We start from the raw sequence: 20,223 nt of genomic DNA, 5'->3' as shown, positions 1-20,223 counted from the left end.
GACTGCGCGGGGAGCGGTGTGTGATAAAGCTTTGAGCGGCCACGGCGGTTTTGTATCGCTGTTTCAGACCAGTGGTCGGGCGGCACCAGCCCCCACAAAAAAGCCCCGATCTCGCGATCGGGGCTTGGCTGTATCAGCGTTTTTTACTTAAGACGCCGAACGCGCAGCACCTTGTGTCACGTTACTTGGCTGCAACTTGAACACGTAGAACAACACCGTCAGCAGCACCAGGAACGCAGGGCCTACATACAGCGCCACGCGCGTGTCCGGGAAGTACGCCATCAGGCCGACCACCAGCACCAGGAACGCCAGGGCAAAGTACGAGCTTACCGGGTACAGCCACATCTTGTACTTGAGGCCGGCACGCTCGCTGGCGCTCAGGCCTTTGCGGAATTTCAGCTGAGCCAGCAGGATCATCACCCAGGTCCAGATCGCGCCGAAGGTGGCAATCGAAGTCACCCAGACGAAGACTTTTTCCGGCACCAGATAGTTGAGCAGCACGCCCAACAGCAAGGCAGCGATCGACAACAACAATGCACGACGCGGCACGCCGTTATTCGACGTCTTGGCAAAACCGGCCGGCGCCTGGCCATTCTGCGCCAGGCTGTAGAGCATGCGCCCGGTGCTGAAGATGCCACCGTTGCACGACGACAGCGCGGCGGTGATCACCACGAAGTTGATGATGCCGGCGGCGGTCTTGATGCCCAGACGCTCGAAGGTCATCACGAACGGGCTGCCCTGGGTGCCGATTTCGTTCCACGGGTAGATCGACAGAATCACGAACAGCGCGCCGACATAGAACAGCAGAATGCGCCAGAACACCGAGCCGATCGCATCAGGAATGGTCTTCTGCGGGTTCTTCGCTTCACCGGCGGTCAGGCCGATCATCTCCACGCCGAGGTAGGCGAACATGACCATTTGCAGGGACATCAGCACGCCGGTCACGCCGTTGGGCATGAAGCCGCCGTGGGCCCACAGGTTGGAAATCCCCAGCGCCACGCCGTCATTGCCGAACCCGAAGGCGATGATGCCGACGCCGCCGATGACCATGGCGATGATGGTGACAATCTTGATCAGGGCGAACCAGAATTCGAATTCACCGAAGGCCTTCACCGCGATCAGGTTGACCGAGCCCATGCTGACCAACGCGGCCAGCGCCCAGATCCAGCGCGGTACATCGGGGAACCAGATGCCCATGTACACGGCCACCGCGGTGATTTCCGCGACACAGGTCACCAGCCACAGAAACCAGTAGTTCCAGCCAGTGAGAAAGCCCGCCAACGGGCCGAGATAGTCTTGTGCATAACGGCTGAACGAGCCGGCGACCGGGTTGTGCACGGCCATTTCGCCGAGGGCGCGCATGATCACCAGGATCGCCAGACCACCCAGAATGTAGGACAGCATGATCGCCGGGCCGGCCATTTCGATGGCCTTGGCGGAACCTAAAAACAGACCGACGCCAATACAGGCACCGAGTGCCATCAGGCGAATATGCCGTTCGCCGAGTTCGCGTTTGAGCGGACCGCCCTGAGCGGTGTCGCCGTGAGGCAGGTGATTGCCAGTTGGCATAGGGGGACAACCTCGTCTTGTTATTGGATATGACCACCGAGTGTCGAAGCGTCGGCCGATAAGCCTTGGCTGCCGTGAAACCGCGCCTGCCTCGTGGGCAGACGCGTCTTGCAGGGCAACCTGCAAGATCAGCGGGGCGTGCAGTATAAAAAGCCTGAGGCAGGATTTTTCACTCTATAAACCACAAGATTCAGCGGGAGTTGTCGCGAGAATGCCAGCAGACCCGTCGGATCAACTGGCACATGTAGGAAAACTCGCCACCGAAAATGGCGGCGAGTATTGCACAAGGATGGTGCAGCGTCACATTACCCGGCGCCCACCGTATCGATGGTCAGCAACGGTCTGGTCACCACTTTGGTAACTCTGGAATTGGGGTAGACGCCGACCAATGTGTCCGGCCGCGTTATCCAGCCAGGTTTCGCCGATGAATATTTCATGATCGTTGCAGCACCTTCGCTGCTCTGGAAATGCAACTTCCAGGATTGCACCGAGTGGTCATACTTCATGAAGGCGAAACCCAGCATCCTCGAGTCTACCTGTCCGCTTGCATTCACTCGCAATCCATAGTCGGGATATTCCATGGACGCGCTGAGACCCAAGCCATGTTCGTGAGTGGCGAGGGCGTTGTATTGAGCGAGTTCCTTTCCGCCCTCGACATGCCGTACCCGCAGGCGACTGGCGTCCAACTGATCGACCACCAACGAACAGCCACTGAAGCCTGGCGTAAATACATGATCGGGCTCGCCCCACTTGGGATGGATCGGGATATCGACATAGCCTCCCTGCGCTGCCCAATAACCCACCACGGCATTCGATGGTTGCGGAAGTTTGCCGAATGTGGGGTCATGAATTTTCAGCGCATTGAATTCAGCCCGGGGCGCATTGGCGGGCTGAACGCGTTCCATGACAAAGGCGAAACTCGCACCGCCCTCCTTATTGACCAGTTGTAACGCGATCTCGTCGCTGTAGTTGACTCGACCCGGCTGCAACAACTCTGTTGCCACCGTAAACCGGCTCAACTGCGCTGGCGACAACGCTTCATGGATGCTGGTGAGCTGAAACGAATAATGCATCAGGGAAGGCTGACCCCAATCGTACGCCAAGTGCGCAACCTCACTTTTAGGAACGATTTCGATAACGGGCTCCCATAAACCGTTGGGCAGCCGCTCGCGCACAAATGGCGAGTCCGGACGCAGCGGATTGCTTGAGGTGTATACGAGCTGATGGGTGACACTGGCACTTTCATCAATAATCGCGCCAGCCGGGACGTCTGCCGCATCCGGCGGAAGATCGCCGCCGCGCAGTGAAACTGGCTGCCATTGATCCGGCGCGACTTGCCAGTGTCTGGGACCGTGGGGGCGATTGTTCAAAGGATCAACAATCACCACGTCCGTTAAATCACCTTTCAGATTGAAATCATTCTTGATGCCATACACCGCTTCCTTGCCGGTGGCATCGATGTTGCGGATATAGAAGCGCTGGCCATCGGCACTGCGATAAATACCTTGGGCATTGGCTTCAAGTCCGCTGAGTTCCGCAGGCTTAAAGGTGAAGCGCTTGAAGTCGTTATTGTCGAATCCGACCAGTGCGAAGCGGCCAGGCTTGGGCCGGAAATCACCCGGCGAGCCATAAAGACGATTGCTCAGCGGATTGTAGTGATACCACTGCTCGTTTTTCAGCACACCGAGGCCATCGATACTTAGTCCGTTTATTTTCCAGGCACCGATCAGCGTCGGCCCGTGTTCTTTACGCAACATCTGCACCAATTCGCTGGGGTCCATCGCCTTGCGTAATTTCATGATTTGCTGCAGACCGTGCCTTCCGATGAATTGGAGCCCGTGACCGACAAGCCGGGTAACTCCCACCCCCACGTCGCGCAGAGCGGTCAACGGGTTGAGTTCGGTAATCACCACCGCGCCAACTATTCTCGCAGCCTTGAGTGTCTTGCTGATGGCTGATGCCGTGGAAACGCCTATCCTGGCCAATTTCGCGGCAACACTCGCACCGGCAGTCACGAATCCCAATACATCGAAAAACAGATCCATCGCACCGTCGAAATAGTTGCCTTTGACGAAATTGGTGATCGCCGACTTGAACGGGATCAGGTCGACCACGAAATCAATAACCTTCTGCACCGCTGCGTTTTCCCGGTCTTGCGTAGTCTGGCCACTGGCAGCCTTCAGAATGGCCTCGCTGTCCAGATCGAGATGTTCAACAAAGGCGTCGGCAATCAGCTCGGTCCTCTCGCTCGAGTAACTGGCGGGCACCGAAGTTCTGTTTGCGGTCTGTGGCAGGAGCTTCCCGACCTTCGACCCGTCAGCCAGCTTGAACGGTTCGATGGTGTACTGGATGCTCGGAACAAAAGCATCGGCGCGTTCCGTCACCTCCTCTGGATCGTAGCTGCGGGTATGAATAACGCCTTGCTTGAGATCGATCTCATAAAGCTTCGACTCATGGCCCAGATCAACTTTCACTCGCAGGGTGCCGTGTGTGGATGTCAGGTTTTTGCCGAAAAAGCCCATACTCAAACGGTAAGTCTTGTATTGGTAAAAAGAGACTTGGCCGTATTCGAGATTTTTCCTGTCTTCCAGAGGCAACTCGGCGAGCAGATGTTTAACCAGCAGCCGGGAACCTTGCTTGATGTTACTGACGGCACTCTCGAATTGAGTCTGGAAGGCGTCGACCACGCCGAGTTCCAGCGGCGCATTGATCTGGTCAAGCAGCGGCTGCAAGCGAGGATCGCGGGTCGTCCATTGATAGTAGGGAGGGCCTCCCATCATGGCGATGTCGAGCAGCGAATATCGACCGTTCAGGGTCGGGTACAAGAAGGCACCGTCAACAGCCGCCACAGTGGGCTGTTGCAGCAGCCGCTCTTCCAAAGGAATGTCGCCTTTGAATTTTTGCTTGAGTCTGTGCTTCGCGATGGCTTTGCGGCTCGGAAGTTCGCTGTTCAACAGGATCGAAGCATTGAGGCGGTCAGCGAGTTGCCGATTGTAGTGTGTCTTGATGTTTTCCAACTCGTCCTGGGGGTAATGTTCATCGTTATTCTTCTGCAATACACCGCTGACCACGCCCCAATCTGCCAGGGCGGCGGCATTGACTTGCGGCGCAACTTGCGAGTCGATCCGCGCAGCGCTTTCTGCACTGGCCATGACTTGGGCAAACGTCATATACGCCACTTTTCCGGGTGTGTGAGCCTCAATCGTTCGCGCAGCGACTCTCAGGTTGAACCATGCCGTCGTGCCGTATTTCAAACTGGCAGGCAACTGCTTGACGAGAAACTCGGGCGCCTTGCGAACCAGCAAAAGTGCCGCCGTCAATCCAGCCAGTTTCCGGCTACTAAGACGTTCCTTGATCAGGTAATCAGTCAGATTGCCAAAAACCGCCGAAACAGGTCTGCCCCAAAGTTTCTCCCCGGCGAGGTCGAAACCGGCAACTTTGCGAGGCGACGGTTGATCAATATCCCCCTCATGCAGGCTCAAATGGATGCCAGCCATTGCGTATTCCCTGGCGCTGACATCCGTGGCGATTCCGTTCAAGCGGGTCTGGATCGCCTGCCCCAGCGCCTGCCCGCGAGGACTGGTAATAAGGCGAGCCAATGCCGAGTGCGGATCACTCAGTGCCGCATTTGAAAGCGGCTCGTCAGCGTCCAGGTAGTCCAGTACTCCGGCACCGGGTATCGACACAATATCGAGGCTGTCCAGATAAACACTCGTGGCGTGCAAGGCCTCTTTTTGCTGCGCGACCATCAATGGAATCGGCCAGGATAATGCTCCGGCAAAGTCAGCAAACGGATGGGCAGTGACTTTTTCGACTTCCAGAAAAGTTGCAATTTTTTCCAGCTGATCACTTTCGGATAACGATACTTCAGCAACAACGTCTACATTGGATTCAGACATCTGTTCTTCCTTGACGGGATTAATAGAGTCCAAAGTAGATAATGAATTCGGCAGAACATAAACCAAAGAACCATTACCGATATAACGAGCCAGCACCGACAGACAACAATTCAATCAACAACCATGAAAAACTGTTACTTAGTGAATATCACAGAACATTATAAACAACAGACACCGACCACCATAACTTGACGCACTGCAAAGACAGACATTCACTTAACCCGCCCAGAAGCACATCTAAAAATGCTTCTTAACATAACAAATGAAATTTTTTAGATTACTGTTACAACAAAAAAAAATCGCTTCCTGAAACAATATCTACATGATTGAACGTGATTGCCAGTTGGCGTCGGGGGACAACCTCGTCTGGTTATTGGATATGACCACCGAGTATCGAAGCGTCGGCCGATAAGCCTTGGCTGCTGTGAACCGCGTATGCCTAGTGGGCAGACGCGTCCTGCAGAGAATCTGCAAGATCAGCGGAATAAAAAACCTGAGGCAGGATTTTTTACTCTATAAACCACAAGATTCAGCGGGAGTCGTCGCAAGAGTGCCAGCAGCCCCGTCGGATCAACTGGCACATGTAGGAAAACTCGCCACCGAAATGGCGGTGAGCATTGCACAAGGATGGTGCAGCGTCACATCACGGGGCTATTGCACCGACCATTGTCGACACCTGTCTCGTCTCCACTTTGACCACTCTGGACCCGGATTGAAGCTCCACGAGCGGCTTGATCTCCCTTCTCCCCTTTGGCAACGGTGATGAATAGCTGCCGATGCGAGGGGCCTCGTAACTGGACTGGAAGTGAAGCGTCCAGGATCGCGTCGTGCGATCGTATTTCATGAATGCAAACCCCGTAAGGATTGCATCTGCGTTACCGTTTTGATCGACTCGCAACCCATAGTCGTGAAACTCCATGGCCGCACTGAGTCCCCCACCATGTTCTTCCCTGGCAAGGCCGTTGTACTGAGGGAATTCGTGCCCTGCTTCTACATGTCTGACCCGCAGTCGATCGAGTCCAATCTGATCAACCACCATCGAGCAGCCACTGAAGCCTGGCGTGAACACATAGCCCGGTTCTGTCCATTCGGGATGAACGGGTATATCGACGTAGCCGCCCTGAGGCGCCCAATAGCCATCCACGGCATTTGCATTCGCCTGTTTGACAAGTCCTTTGGTGTGGGTGTCATGGATTCTCAAGGCATTGAATTCGGCCCCGATGTTATCTGCAGGGTGGACACGCTCCATGACAAATGTGAATTTCGCACCGCCCTTTTTGTTTTCCAATTGCGAAATGATCAAGTCGCTGTATTCGAATTTGTACGGCTCCATCAACTCTGTCACGAGCGGAAACCGACTCAGTTCCGCTGCTGCCAGCGCCTCTTGAATGCTGGTGCTCTGCAACGTAAAAGGCACACTGAACCCACGGCTCGATTTGATCGGCAGATGCGCTGTTTGTGCGCTGGAAACCGTTTCCATGACGGGCTCCCATAAACCGTTTGGCAACCGATCGCGCACAAATGCCGCATCGGGATTCAAAGGGTTGGTTGAGGTGTGCACGAGCGGATTCGCCAGACTGGCGCTTTCATCAACGATTGCGCCAGCCGGCACGTCTGCCGCACCCGCCGGGAGGTCGCCACCGCGCAGCGACACCGGCTGCCATTGATCGGGCGCCACTTGCCAGAGCCGACTGCCGTGCGCCCGATTGGTTGCGCGATCGACAATGATGACATCCGTCAGATCTGCGCTCAGGGAGAAATCATTTTTGATCTGGTAAAAAGCGTGTTGGCCTGTCGTATCAATGTTGCGAATGTAAAAGCTCTGGCCGTCGGCACTTCGAAAAATGCCTTTGGCGTTGGGTTCCAGACCGGCAATAACCGATGGTTTAACAGCGAAAGCACGCAGTTCATCGTTGCCAAACCCGCCAGGTCCGGAGGGCCGAAAGTTGCCCGGTGGACCATACAGCCGTTTGGTCTGGGGGCTATATGGATACCAGCTACTGCCTTTCAATACGCCCACGCTTTCAATACTGTGTTCTCCCACTTTGAAGGTACCCAGCGCTGCCGGCCCGTGCTGTTTGCTGACGCCAATCAGCAAGTCGTACGCAAACAAGGCGTCTCGAAACTTATCGAACTGTTGCAAGCCTTTGACACCTAAATACTTGGCGCCCATACCTAAAAGCTTCCCTCCCGCCACCACGGCACCGAACGGATTGAGTTCGCCGATAACCAGTGCGCCGATGATTTTCGCGGCCTTGAGCGCCTTGCTGAGTGCCGATGCCGTCCTGGCGCCCAATTGTGCCAACTTTGCCGTGGCACTCACGCCAGCGGTAACGAATCCCAACACGTCGAGAAACAGGTCAATTGCACCGTCCAGGTATTTGCCTTCGATAAAATTGCTGATGGCCGATTTGAAGGGAATCAGATTGAGAAGAAACTTCACGCGCGATTCCAGCAACTCCATTTCCTGATCCCACGTGGTCAGGCCTTCAGCGGCTTTGAGAATATCCTCACTGTCGTAATCAAGATGTTCGACAAAGGCATCGGCAATGATGCGGGTTCTCTCACTGGAATAACTGTCGGGAACGGGAAATGTCCATGACGGGGAGGGTCTTCGCTCCAGTTTTTGGGCGATGTCCGTATCAGCAAGATAGAACGGCCTCACACCATACGAAACGCTGGGGATATGCACGCTGACCCTGTCTTTCTGCGTGACGGGATCAACGTCTTTTTTGGTGATTGAGCCCGCTTTCAGATCGATGTAATACACCGAGACTTTTTTATCGATGCCCTGCTCCACTCTCAGTGTCAAATTCTGGTTGCTGGCACGCACGAACTTGTCATGAAACTGCAAACCGGCTTTGATGGTCTTGTCCTGATAAAAATTGATCTTGCCGTATTCAATGTTCTCTCGGTCTTCCAGCGGTAACTCGGAAATCAGATGGCGTATGGTTAACCGGGTACCTTCCTTGAGATGATTGAGCGTCGTTTCAAACTCACGGTTGAAGGTCCTTCGTACACGCAGATCCAGTTCGTTGATGTCGTGAATACGGTATTTAAGCAGTGGATGGCTGGTTTTCCACTTGTACGTCCCGTCCATCATTGCAATCTCCTGCAACGTGTGCATCCCGACCGGCCCTTGGATTGCACTGGGTACCGGGGAGAGTGCGCCCACTATTGTTGCCCCCACCGAGCGGTCCCATTCAAGTACGCGTTCTTCAATCGGATAGTCCTCGCCAAACTCCTTTTTAAGGCCGGCCCGGGCTATTTCCTTGCGACTAGGGAACACACTGCTCAACAGAATTGGCGTGTTGAGCCGGTCGGCCAACGCCTCATTGAAACGTGTTTTCAGTACATCCAGTTCAGCCGGGGTGTAATGCCCATCGTTTTTCCTTTCCACCAGCCCGTGAACAACGCCCCAATCAATCAGCGTAACGGTCTGCGCGTACTGAGTAACGGCCGGGTCGAGCAATGCTGCACTTTCGGCGCAGACCATGACCTGTGCGAACTTCATCTTTGCAACCTTGCCCGGCGATTCAGCTTCGAGGGTTGCGGCGGCAACGGACAGGTTGAACCATGCCGGCCCACCGTATTTAACTGCGGCCGGCAAGTCTTTGATCAGAAATAATGGCGCATGCCTGGCCAGCAGCAAGTAAGCGCCCAATCCAGCCATTTCGGAGTTGCAGACACGCTCTTCGATCAAATGTTCGCGCAGCTTGTTGAACACTGTTGCAACCGGCTCCCCCCAATGTTGCTTATTGCCCAGATCGAACCCGGCGACCGTATTACGTTGATGGTTTTCAATCGACTGCGGATCAAGGTCAAGTTGAAGTGCGGCCAGCGCGTAGTCGTTGACGCTGACATCCGAGGCAAAACCTTTCAAGTGAGTTTGCACTGCCAGCCCCAATGCCTGACCGCGAGTTCCGGCAATCAGGGTTTCCAGTGCCGTGGCTGGATCGCGCAAGGCTTCGGCGGCGAGCGGTTGCTCTATGTTCATTAGTTCCAGCAGCCCTTGATCCGGCTGCGGCGTGTCATCAAGACCGGCGATAAAAAGCCGAACGGCTTCCAGCACCTGTTTCTTCTGCTCGACACTCAAAGGAATTTGCCAGGATAAAGCGCCGGCAAAATCTGCCAGTGCGCAAGGCAAAACCTTTTCGGCTTCACGCTTTATGGAATCAATATTATTTGTATCACTGTCAGTTACCGAAACAACATTCGAAGTAGAACCTTCAAACTCAGACATACACTTCTCCTTCAGGATTAAAACAAGGAAAAAGTAAACCTCCAATACCCTTAAAGAAAAAGCCGACAACCATTACCAATTAAGTGTTTTACCAACTGTATGTAAAATCCAACCAACGACTCCCTCTAACAAACAATGCGCAATCACACTCAACATTATCAAAATAAATAATTCGAAGAAAAAAACAGCCAGAAAACACAAGTCGATAAAAACCTTAGCAAGTTTTGTTCCCCCTCTCCTCGCTCGCTGTGAAACATATACAGGCAGTCATGCTTTTTAGCCGTCAGGAGCCTGTCAAAACGATCAAACCGGCCACCCCGGCAACCGAAGTTTGAGCGAACCGCGTGATCGTGTGGCGGGTGACGATCACGCGGTAGAAACCGATAAAGCCCCGGCCACTCATCGAGTGGTCGAGACGGCTCAGTGCTTCGAGGCGCATCCATCTCACAATTCCCTCGCCCCTCGCCAACCACCGTCTAAGCTTCAGACAAGTCCGATCAATCTGCGTGAATGGATCAATCGACTATGGGCGCTTTGTGGCAAACCGATTCGAGTAAAGCCGTGGTTCCGACCGACCGTGTGGATGAAGCGCCTGTCCCTGAAAAACCCCGCCGCAACCGGCATGGGTGGAAGGCTTTCTGGTTGTTACTGGTGATTATCGCGATTGTCGTGGGACTGGCCGCGTCCAAGGAAATGCGCACCTCGCGCTTCCAGTCGCGCGAGCTCAGCCAGTACGCCGCGACGCTGACTTACCATCTCGAACCCGGCCCCAGCGAAGCGATTCGCTATCCGGGCAATGGGCCATTCGATCTGCGCCTGGGCTACAGCTCGCTGGATGAATTTCTGCCACGCCTGCTCAAACGCAATTACGTCATCACCGAGCAGACGCGTTTTTCCCCGGCGCTGCTCAGCTACACCGACAAAGGCCTGTTCGTGCCGTATTCGGAAAAGATCCAGGCCGGGCTGTCGATCACTGATTGCCGGGCTGCGCCGCTGTACAAGTACAACTACCCGCAGCAGCTGTATTCAAGCTTCGAATCCATCCCGCCAGTGGTGGTCAGCAGCCTGTTGTTTATCGAAAACCGCTTCCTGCTCGACCCGAAACAGCCGCTGGCCAACCCGGCAGTGGACTGGCCGCGCTTCGGCATGGCCGCCTGGTCGCAAGTGGCGAAACTGCTGCGATTGCCGGGCCAATCGGCAGGCGGCAGTACGCTGGCGACGCAATTGGAAAAGTACCGGCACTCACCGGATGGCCTGACAGTCTCCGGTGCCGAAAAGCTGCGGCAGATGATGTCCGCCAGCGTACGCGCCTATCAGCCCGGCCCGCAAACTCTGGGGGCACGGCAGAACATCGTGCGCGATTACCTCAACAGCGTGCCGCTCTCGGCGGTGCCGGGGCATGGTGAAGTGCATGGCATGGCGGAGGGGTTGCGCGTCTGGTACGGCAGTGATTTCAACCAGGCCAATGCACAGCTGAACAGTCCGGCCACGGATCCGAAAACCATGGCGGCCAAAGGCTTGGTCCTGCGGGAAATGCTCTCGCTGATGATCGCCCAGCGTCGCCCTTCGCATTACCTGACCAAGGGCCGCGAGGAACTCGCCAACCTCACTGACAGCCACTTGCGCCTGCTCAAGCAGAACGCGGTGATCGACAGCGCGTTGGCCGATGCCGCTCTCGCCAGCAAGGTCACCTACCGCGACTGGCAGACCCAGCCGACCATGCAACCGATCGAAACCAACAAAGGCATCAGCGTCGCCCGCAGTCGCCTGGCGAGCATGCTCAACCGGCCGCTGTACGATCTCGATCGCCTGGATCTGTCCGCCACCAGCACGCTGCAAGGCGACCTGCAAACCCAGGCCACCGCCTACCTGAAAAAACTCGCCGACCCGGCCTACGCCGCCGAAATCGGCCTGCTCGGTGAACGCTTGCTGACGCCGACCAGCACCACCCAAGTGCGCTACAGTTTCACCCTCTTCGAGCTGACCCCGGACGGTTCCCGCGTGCGGGTACAGACCGACAGCACCGACCAGCCGTTCGACATCAACGAAGGCAGCAAACTCGAACTCGGCTCAACGGCGAAAATGCGCGTGCTCACCACTTACCTGCAAATCATCGCCGAACTCCACGACAAGTACGGCGCAATGGGCGTGCCGGAACTGAAGAAAGTCGAAGTCCCCGATCAGGACCGCTTGAGCCAGTGGGTCATCGACTACCTGATCCAGAACAAAGACCACGACCTTTCAAAGATGCTCGGCGCAGCCCTCGACCGCAAATACTCGGCCAGCCCCGGCGAGGCGTTTTTCACCGGCGGCGGTCTGCACACGTTCCATAACTTCCGCAAGGAAGACAACGGCCGCCTGCCGACCTTGCGCGATTCCCTGCGCGAGTCGATCAACCTGCCGTTCATTCGGCTGATGCGCGACGTGGTGCGTTATGTCACTTATTCGGGGCCCAACAGCAGTGCCGAGTTGCTCAAGGATGATCGTGACCCGCGCCGGCAGGAATACCTGGCGAGCTTCGCCGACCGCGAAGGCACCTCGTTCCAGCTCAAGTTCTGGAAAAAGTACAAAAACAAAGACACTCAAGCGCGCCTCGACACCTTTCTCGACAGCATGCGCCCGACGCCGATTCGCCTGGCCGCCGTGCATCGTTACTTGCTGCCGGAGGCGAGTCAGGAGGACTTCAATAGCTTCGTGCGCTCACACCTCAAAGGCGCCAAGCTCAGCGAAAAACTCACCGATGATCGCCTGATCCGCCTCTACGATTCCTATGGACCTGGCAGTTACGATTTGCCCGATCAAGGCTTCATCGCCAAGGTGCATCCGCTGGACCTGTGGATGATGGGCTACCTGTTGAACCACCCGGACGCGACCTTCAGCGAGATCGTCAAGGCCAGCCATTTCGAACGTCAGGAAGTCTATAGCTGGCTGTTCAAGAGCAAGCACAAGGGCGCTCGTGACAGCCGTATTCGCACCATGCTCGAGATCGAAGCGTTCCTGGAAATTCACCAGCGCTGGCAGAAAGTCGGCTACCCGTTCGACCATCTGGTGCCTTCGCTGGCCACCGCCATTGGCAGTTCCGGTGACCGCCCGGCCGCACTGGCCGAGCTGATCGGCACCATCCTCAATGACGGCGTGCGCATGCCGACCCTGCGCATCGACAGCCTGCATTTCGCCGCCGGCACACCTTACGAAACGCAACTGGTCAATGACCCGCATGTCGGCAAACGGGTGATGCCGTCCGAAGTCGCCACGGCCATGCGCGAGGCGCTGTCGCAAGTGGTCGACGCCGGTACGGCAAAACGTGTTTCCGGCAGTTTCAAACTGGCTGATGGCAGCCCACTGGCCATGGGTGGCAAAACGGGGACCGGTGACAACCGCATCGAAGCCATCGGTTCGGGCGGGCGCATCCTCAGTTCGAAGTCGATCAACCGCACGGCGACGTTCGTGTTCTACATCGGCGATCACCATTTCGGCACCCTCACCGCGTTCGTCCCGGGGCGCTCGGCGGAGAACTTCAAGTTCACCTCGGCCCTGCCAGTGCAGGTGCTCAAGGGCATGGCGCCGATTCTGACGCCGTATCTGCAACCGGGCAGCGACTCGCAATGCACGCCAACGAAAACCGCCAGCGTGGCGATGCTCGAAGCGCCGCGCCCTACAGCGAGGTAACAAATCGTGTCGGTTTTTTCTGCATCAGAGTGACGAATTTTCGATTCGGCGGGTGGTATTCATGTATTTTTCAGATTCGAATTTTCGTCGGGTTGGTGCTGCGCAACGCCGTTTGCCTCCCGATCTTTGAACTTTTGTTTTGCCCTGCCCTGAGTAGGCTGATCACTCCTCAACAATCAAGGATGATTGGCCATGTCTCTCTCTCCCCAGCCTGCGGTAAACGCGGACAAAGGACGGCACTACGAATTCATCAAATCCGCCGTCGACGACAATTTCAAGACCGCTACCGTCAGCCGGGGCCTCGCCCTGGCAGCCGCGCCACTGAAGAATGAAGCCTGGTACACCACCGCGCCCGCCGCCTATCTGAACAAACTCGCCGACGCCAACCTCAAGGCCTGGGGTTCGCAGAACCAGGTTGACCACCTGCTGGCGAAAACCGATCTGTACGCTTTCGCCGAACCGCTGCTCAAGGCAAAAATCAAACAACGTCACGGCATCGAGCCGGACGTCAAAAGCACCTTTCTACGCCTGTACCTGCCGAAAGAAAAACCGTGGTACGCCATCGATTTCTCCGCAGGCGTCGTGACCCGCACCGTCTCCTTGCTGGACGCCGCCCTGCACAACTTCGCCAACAGTGAAACGGTCGCTCCTGGCTCGGACTACATCAGCCAACCCGATGAGCGCGGTCTGTTCGATGTCGTGCCGATCAAAAGCGCCATGCCCATCGGCCAGTTTCAAACGCTGTGCCGCGACCTGGATATCGGCGCCCAGTATAAAAAGCATCTGGAAAGCTATCTGCTACCGGGTGAACCGCTGGCTGAAGGCGTGCTGCAACACAAGGTGAACGAGAGTCAGAAAGACGCCCTCGCCGTCGCGGCGCACCTGGCACTGATCAAGGACGATATCCAGTACGACGCCTACAAAATGCTGTTGACCCTGGCCGAAGGCAAACCGCAACTGCGGCTCAATGGCCGTTCAATGCAGTGCTCTGACCTGTCACTGCTCGGCACCCGCCTGACCGGGATCCTGCTACTGACGCATGCGGTATCGGACAACCGCGGTGTTCGACGGGTGATCGCCTACATTCCTCACGATCCGGATCACCCGCTCAAGGAGTACGACTCTCTGACAGCATTGCGCGATGAATTGACGCGGCAGTTTCGCGAAGACCGGTTCAGTGCCTCAAGCCAACAGACCTATCGTCAATTCTTCAGCCAGTTTGTCGACCAGCAGCAGCGCGGACACTTCTTCGCTGAACTCGAACAGCGACTGTTCATTGTCAGGTATCACCCGCGTCAGGATCCGGCCGACCAGCGACCGGCGTGGCGCAAGGACCCGGTGGACAATCCCAACCTGCAATTCAGCCGGTTGAAATTACAGGGTGATTACTGGCGCCACGCCTATCAGCAAAAGCTCAACAAGATTCTCAACGATGCCCGGGAAATCGCCGTCTCCACCGCCGACACCGACAGCAAGGCGCGCTGGGCGTGGTGGGACAACTTCAAGAAAATCCTCTCGGACATTGCCAATGTCGCCTTGTTGATCGCCACTCCCTTCGTCCCGGGTCTGGGCGAACTGATGATGGCCTACACCGCTTACCAACTGACCAGCGACGTCATCGAAGGCATCGTCGATCTGGCCGAAGGGCTTTGGCAGGAAGCCGCCGGGCATGTCATCAGCGTGGTGACCGACATCATCCAGTTGGCCGCCTTCACTGCGGGCGCGCAGATCGGCGAAGCCTTTCGCGTGAAGCTGTCGCCGTTGGTCGACGGTATGAAACCGGTCAAGCTGCCCGATGGCAAAAACAGTTTATGGCACCCGGATCTGAGCCCTTACGCACGCAATGAACTGATGCTCTCGCCAGACGCCAAACCTGACCACCATGGACTGCATCAGTACGGCAACGAAAAGGTCCTGCCACTGGAGGGCAAGCTGTACTTCGTCGAAAGAGCCTCGACTGACGCGACGTCCACCACCCACCGCATCAAACACCCGAACCGCGCCAACGCCTACCAGCCACGGATCGAACACAATGGCCACGGCGCCTGGGTGCATGAAGCGGAAACCCCGCAAGACTGGCCAAATGAAGCACTGATGCGGCGCCTGGGCCATCGCGTCGAGCGATTTTCCCCCAGGGAACTGGAGCAGATCCGCATCAGCAGCGGTACCGACCACAACGCTCTGCGCCAGATGTATGTGGACACCCGTCCACCACCACCGCTGCTGGCCGACACGGTCAAGCGGTTCAGTGCCTACGACGATATTCGCATCGCCACCGCCAACATCCGTAACGGGCAGCCGATTGCCGCTGAATCGGTGTGGCTGGAACCGGTGCTGACCAGCCTGCCAGGCTGGCCGTACAATCGGGCGCTGGAGGTGTTTGCCGACACCGACCTGGCCGGCTATTCGCGCAAGTACGGCAACCCCCAAGCGTTGGAGGCCGATACCTTGAGCATCAGTCTCGACGATCTGAACGCGGGCAAGTTGCCGGATCGGGTGGCAGGTTTTCTTACCGAGGCAGAGTTCAACAGTCTGCTGGGGCGCGAGGTTCCTCCTGGTGAGCGTGTTGCAGCCTTGCGCAATCAGCTCGCCGATGACGTCGACAAACGCAGCGGCGCCGTATCCCGGCATGTTTATCAAGCCGGGGAACGATCAGGCAAAGCCGATATCCAGCGCGTCCGACAGACGTTCCCGGATCTTCCACTCGAGCTTGCAGAAAAAGTCGTGGCGCAGGCCAAACCCGCCGAACTGCAACGCATCGCCGATGAACAACGCCTGCCGCTGCGCCTCAAGAACCAAGCCCGAGAACTGGATTTCGAAGCATCCGCTACCCGGGCTTACGATGGTTTTTATCACGATGAGCTGATCACCGCGGAGACTGAACGCCTCGCGCTCAACACCCTCAGAGTCAATACCGACACCTTCGCCGACCTGCGCCTGGAGGTTCGCGATGGCAGCTATGACGGACCGCTGCGCTGCGGTGTCGGGCCGGCTGACGCAACCACCGTCAGACGTCTGATCCGCGACGAACGGGGGCGTTATGAAGTGCTCGACGCCAATAACCGCCAACTGCATGAAGGCGATGATTTCTACGAGTCGATTCTTCATGCGGTGCCTGTCCAGACCTTGCCTGAAGTGGGTTATCAACGCGGTCAGGGACGCCCGCTGAAGCTATGGATCATGGAACAGGCCGCGTCCCCTGCACAGCGCCGAACCGCGCTGGCAGAGCCACCCATCCGCCCGGTGGCGACGATTGAAACCGAAACGCTGCTGCGCGGCTGGCCGTGGCCGTTTGCCAAACAGACACCGGAACAACGAATCAGGCAGCTCTACCCGTACATGAAGGAAAGCGAGGTGACCACCTTCATCGAAGTGTTGCAGCGCAAGAGTGCTAACCCCGAAAACGCGATCAAACAGCTGGAAAACGAACGCGAGGATCTGCACCAGGCACTGCAGAAATGGCGTGACAATTACCCCGCCGGCATGGACGACTCGGGAGATCCGGCCTACGGAGCATCCCTGGATTACATGCACAACGGCGGCAGGCACATCGAAGACAAGTTGATTGAATGTTTCGAGCGTAAAAGCGATCTGTTCGAAGGTGGCAGCAATCATCCCGAACAAGGCTATACGCTGGACCTGACGTCCGATTTCCTGAGCTTTGAGCTCGAAAGGTGGTGGAAAGATTTACGCGAACAACCTGACCTGCAGAAACACCTTGAGCAGATCACCTCGCTGAGAGTCAACAAAATGCCCCTCTCGCCTACCGCCGAAGGACTACTCGGCAGCCTGCCGCAGCTGCGGCAATTGAGCGCCCGCCAGTGCGGTCTGAAAGAGATACCTTCCACCCTCGGCCAAATGCGCCGGCTCGAGTATCTGGATCTGAGCGACAACCGGATTCACTTGACGCCACAGTCCGGCGAACACCTCAACGCACTGGTGCGTCTGCGCACGCTGAACCTGAACGGTAATCCATTGGGCGTGCCACCCGATGTCGGGCGGATGTCCCAGTTGTATGAACTGGGCCTGGCCAATACCGACATTAAAACCTGGCCCGAGGGGTTGTTCGAACCCGGCAGCGGCGACTGGCCGCGACGGCGCGGTTTCATGCTCGACATGCGGCGGGCGCCGATCAATACCCTGCCCCAGGTCACGCCCGGCTCCGATCAGGCGTTTGTCCTCAGCCGCGCGCGCTTTGACCTGGCAAAACTGACCAATGAGGACAGGGTGCGTTATGGCCTGTATCGGCAATCTTCAGGCCTGGGTCTGGTGCAAAGCTATTTGCCGGCAGCCAGCAACGAGCTCAGCCATTGGCAAATGTTTCCCGTTGAGCCTGGCGGGTTCGGACCGTCCGCAGCGTTGCAAAAATATCGCGAAGAATCCTGGCATGACCTGATGGCCGAACCAGACTCCGCCGGTTTTTTCAGCGTTATCCGCAAGCAAAGGGAAAGTGCAGATTACCGGACGAGTCGCGGTCGACAGAATCTGACCCGGCGCGTATGGGAAATGGTCGAAGCGGCGGCAATCGATTCACAACTGCGCGCAGAACTGTTCAAACAGATTGTGTCCCCCGATGATTGCGGCGATCTGGGTACTCAGTTGTTCAATTCACTGGGGATGAAAGTACTGGTATCCAAAGCCTACGAAGAGTCGACATCAGCCAGCGCTCTGGATGACAGACTCGTACGCCTCGCCCGCAGTGCCGCCCGACTGAACCGAGTGACCGATGAGGCAGATTTTGAATACCAGCGTCAGAAACAGCAAAACAAGATCGATAACAGCATCCCCGCTCCCGATGAGGTAGAAATCCATCTGGCCTATGAGACCGGGCTGGCCGAAAGACTGGGGCTGCCCTGGCAGGCCGAGGGTATGCTCTACCGACCTCGCTCCGGCGTCAGTACCGAACAACTCGACGCGGCCTATAACACGATCATCAAACGCGAACAGGGCGATGGTCTGGTCAACGGAATGATCCACCTCTATTCGAAGAAGTTCTGGGAGACTCATTTGCGCAAGAACCACCCGGACCGCTATGAAACCAATGATGATTTTTACGCGGAAAAACTGGGACGGCTCGATGAGCTGCGTGATGCGCAGGCTGAATGGGCCAACGCCACGCCACAAACGCCACTCAATCAACTGGCGCGAAAAATGGAAAGCCTTGCCGATCAACTGGGCATACCGCAGGCAGAGGTCTTCAGCGGCGAAGCCATGAGCGCCGCACGCCACAGACGGCTGTCGGACAACATTGGCTATGAGCGCGATGAACTGTCCAGGCAGTTGACTCGTGAAGCATTGGCCAGAGCGGGTTTCTGACGACAACGCTGTTGCTCTGCCAGCCCGGTCAAAGCTGGCAGAGCTTCATCGCGCCTGCGCCACTTCCGAATCCCGAATCACGGTGACGTGGCCTGAGTAACTTCACGCCACGCCGGGCTTCGATGTGATGCACTTCGGCCGTTGCGGCGCTGACGTTGAGCGCCAGCAACAGACCGCCACAGGATCGGGCCAGGCGCGAAGATGACTACGCAACAGCCTCATTCGACACCCGGCGCCCTGGCGTTGAACAACAACACGACGTTGCCGCTGTAATCGCCAGAGCGATACCCGCCCGCCGGTTCGACAGGGCTGATCTTCAGGGCCACGCGTTTGCCGGCCGCCGCCTCTTCCTGAGACAGCACCTGGCGCGGCGTGATGTGTGAACTCAACTCCACGGCATTGAACGTGACCTGTAACTCGATCACCTCGCCGGGGCGGCCGTTTTCCAGATAAGGGTCGGAGCCAAGGCGCGCCTCGATCGCGCCGCTGTCGTGGCGCAGGTCGAAATTTTTCTCCAGGCCACCAAGCGTCGCACGCGGGTAATCCCAGGCAAGCCGCTGGGTCCGGTGAATCCAGTCCGGCTCTGCGGGAATAATGTAGAACGGCCGGCTGGGAATGGTCAGGGACACTTCAAAGGTGTGTTCTTCGCGAGCGGCCCAGGCCCCAACGCTGGCCAACACGGCAGTGGCCATCAGCGTGCCGAGGATGCATTGCTTGATCATGTGGTTTACCCGATGCGTCATTGGAAAACAGACCTAGCGACTGGCGGTCTTTATGGTTTTTCTGGCGCTGCCCTCGATCAGGAAGAAGCGGTACTCGCGCCCCTTGTCCTTGTCGAACGCGAAAGTCTTGCCCGCCAGCACATGGTGTTTGGTGGTCGCACCACAGTCGGTTTCCTTGCTCAGCGAACAGCTCTTGAACTCATCGACAATCACCACGGTGTTACCGTCATTGCGCAGCTCATAGCGGCTCTCGGTTTCATTGACCACGGTGGCGAAACGAACGTCCTTGGGCCGCACGAAAAAGATCGTGCCGAATCCGGTCATGACATTGACCCCGGCCGAAAGCGATTTTTTGTACTCATCCCGCTCTTCGCCACTGACCACAAAGTCGTCTTCCTTTTCCGGGACTACCGGGACAAAACGCACGCGAAAATAACGTTCACGATCACGCTCGCCCATGTACAGCAAACGCGTGCCCTGCATGCCCTGAGCCGGGACGATCAGCCGCGCCGGACTGGCCATCAAACCATTGCGTGAGGCGCCGTCGGCAGCGTTCTCGATCGCAATTTCCTGGGGCTTGCCCTCGGTGTCGTAGATGATTTCCAGCACATTGATCTTGACGAATGCCGTCGCATCGCCGCTATTGAACACGCGTTTCAGATAAGTACTTTTATCCGCGTCGAGATAGTCGTAAACGGTGCCGACATTGATCTGCGGACCGGCCTGCGCCGTCAGGCAAAACACGCTGAGCAGGCCCAGCAGAAAACCACGGTTCATCGTTTTCAACTCCATGAATGTCGAGAAT

Annotated in this window: 8 protein-coding genes; 2 read left to right on the top strand and 6 right to left on the bottom strand. The window is 56.9% G+C overall.

What is annotated here, in order from left to right:
- Positions 1–147: 147 nt before the first annotated feature.
- The 4 genes from ACM6IN_RS27415 to ACM6IN_RS27400 form a co-directional block, all read right to left on the bottom strand.
- Positions 148–1,569, bottom strand: coding sequence for an amino acid permease (locus ACM6IN_RS27415; RefSeq protein ID WP_414917043.1), 1,422 nt, complete (start codon positions 1,567–1,569; stop codon positions 148–150).
- 305 nt (positions 1,570–1,874) lie between these two features.
- Entirely contained in the window at positions 1,875–5,468 is a 3,594-nt protein-coding gene (locus tag ACM6IN_RS27410; protein WP_414917042.1) for a hypothetical protein, read from the bottom strand.
- A gap of 643 nt (positions 5,469–6,111) precedes the next feature.
- Positions 6,112–9,711 (bottom strand): hypothetical protein, encoded by a 3,600-nt coding sequence (locus ACM6IN_RS27405; protein WP_414917041.1) that lies wholly within the window; start codon positions 9,709–9,711, stop codon positions 6,112–6,114.
- Positions 9,712–9,994: 283 nt separating this feature from the next.
- Positions 9,995–10,150, bottom strand: coding sequence for a hypothetical protein (locus ACM6IN_RS27400; RefSeq protein WP_414917040.1), 156 nt, complete (start codon positions 10,148–10,150; stop codon positions 9,995–9,997).
- Between the two features lie 86 nt (positions 10,151–10,236).
- On the opposite strand from ACM6IN_RS27400, the gene ACM6IN_RS27395 reads away from it, so the two are divergent.
- Together ACM6IN_RS27395 and ACM6IN_RS27390 are read left to right on the top strand one after the other, a co-directional pair.
- Positions 10,237–13,380, top strand: coding sequence for a transglycosylase domain-containing protein (locus tag ACM6IN_RS27395; protein WP_414917039.1), 3,144 nt, complete (start codon positions 10,237–10,239; stop codon positions 13,378–13,380).
- 192 nt (positions 13,381–13,572) lie between these two features.
- Positions 13,573–18,696, top strand: a complete 5,124-nt coding sequence (locus tag ACM6IN_RS27390) for a dermonecrotic toxin domain-containing protein (protein WP_414917038.1) — start codon at positions 13,573–13,575, stop codon at positions 18,694–18,696.
- Between the two features lie 218 nt (positions 18,697–18,914).
- Here ACM6IN_RS27390 and ACM6IN_RS27385 read toward each other — a convergent pair whose 3' ends face one another.
- The gene (locus ACM6IN_RS27385) at positions 18,915–19,418 is read right to left on the bottom strand and encodes a CS1 type fimbrial major subunit (RefSeq protein ID WP_042704860.1); all 504 of its coding nucleotides are present in this window, start codon (positions 19,416–19,418) and stop codon (positions 18,915–18,917) included.
- 33 nt (positions 19,419–19,451) lie between these two features.
- On the bottom strand, positions 19,452–20,195 hold the full coding sequence (locus ACM6IN_RS27380) for a molecular chaperone (RefSeq protein ID WP_414917078.1): 744 nt from the start codon (positions 20,193–20,195) through the stop codon (positions 19,452–19,454).
- Between the last annotated feature and the right edge of the window lie 28 nt (positions 20,196–20,223).

This window comes from Pseudomonas sp. IT-P395 (assembly GCF_949767675.1).
Classification (GTDB): Bacteria; Pseudomonadota; Gammaproteobacteria; order Pseudomonadales; family Pseudomonadaceae; genus Aquipseudomonas.
This window is presented reverse-complemented; position numbering and strand designations above follow the sequence as displayed.

Coding starts and splice junctions, on each gene's coding strand:
- ACM6IN_RS27405 (WP_414917041.1), bottom strand. CDS start 9,711: ATGTCTGAGTTTGAAGGTTCTACTTCGAATGTTGTTTCGGTAACTGAC.
- ACM6IN_RS27380 (WP_414917078.1), bottom strand. CDS start 20,195: ATGAACCGTGGTTTTCTGCTGGGCCTGCTCAGCGTGTTTTGCCTGACG.
- ACM6IN_RS27415 (WP_414917043.1), bottom strand. CDS start 1,569: ATGCCAACTGGCAATCACCTGCCTCACGGCGACACCGCTCAGGGCGGT.
- ACM6IN_RS27400 (WP_414917040.1), bottom strand. CDS start 10,150: ATGCGCCTCGAAGCACTGAGCCGTCTCGACCACTCGATGAGTGGCCGG.
- ACM6IN_RS27385 (WP_042704860.1), bottom strand. CDS start 19,418: ATGATCAAGCAATGCATCCTCGGCACGCTGATGGCCACTGCCGTGTTG.
- ACM6IN_RS27395 (WP_414917039.1), top strand. CDS start 10,237: ATGGGCGCTTTGTGGCAAACCGATTCGAGTAAAGCCGTGGTTCCGACC.
- ACM6IN_RS27410 (WP_414917042.1), bottom strand. CDS start 5,468: ATGTCTGAATCCAATGTAGACGTTGTTGCTGAAGTATCGTTATCCGAA.
- ACM6IN_RS27390 (WP_414917038.1), top strand. CDS start 13,573: ATGTCTCTCTCTCCCCAGCCTGCGGTAAACGCGGACAAAGGACGGCAC.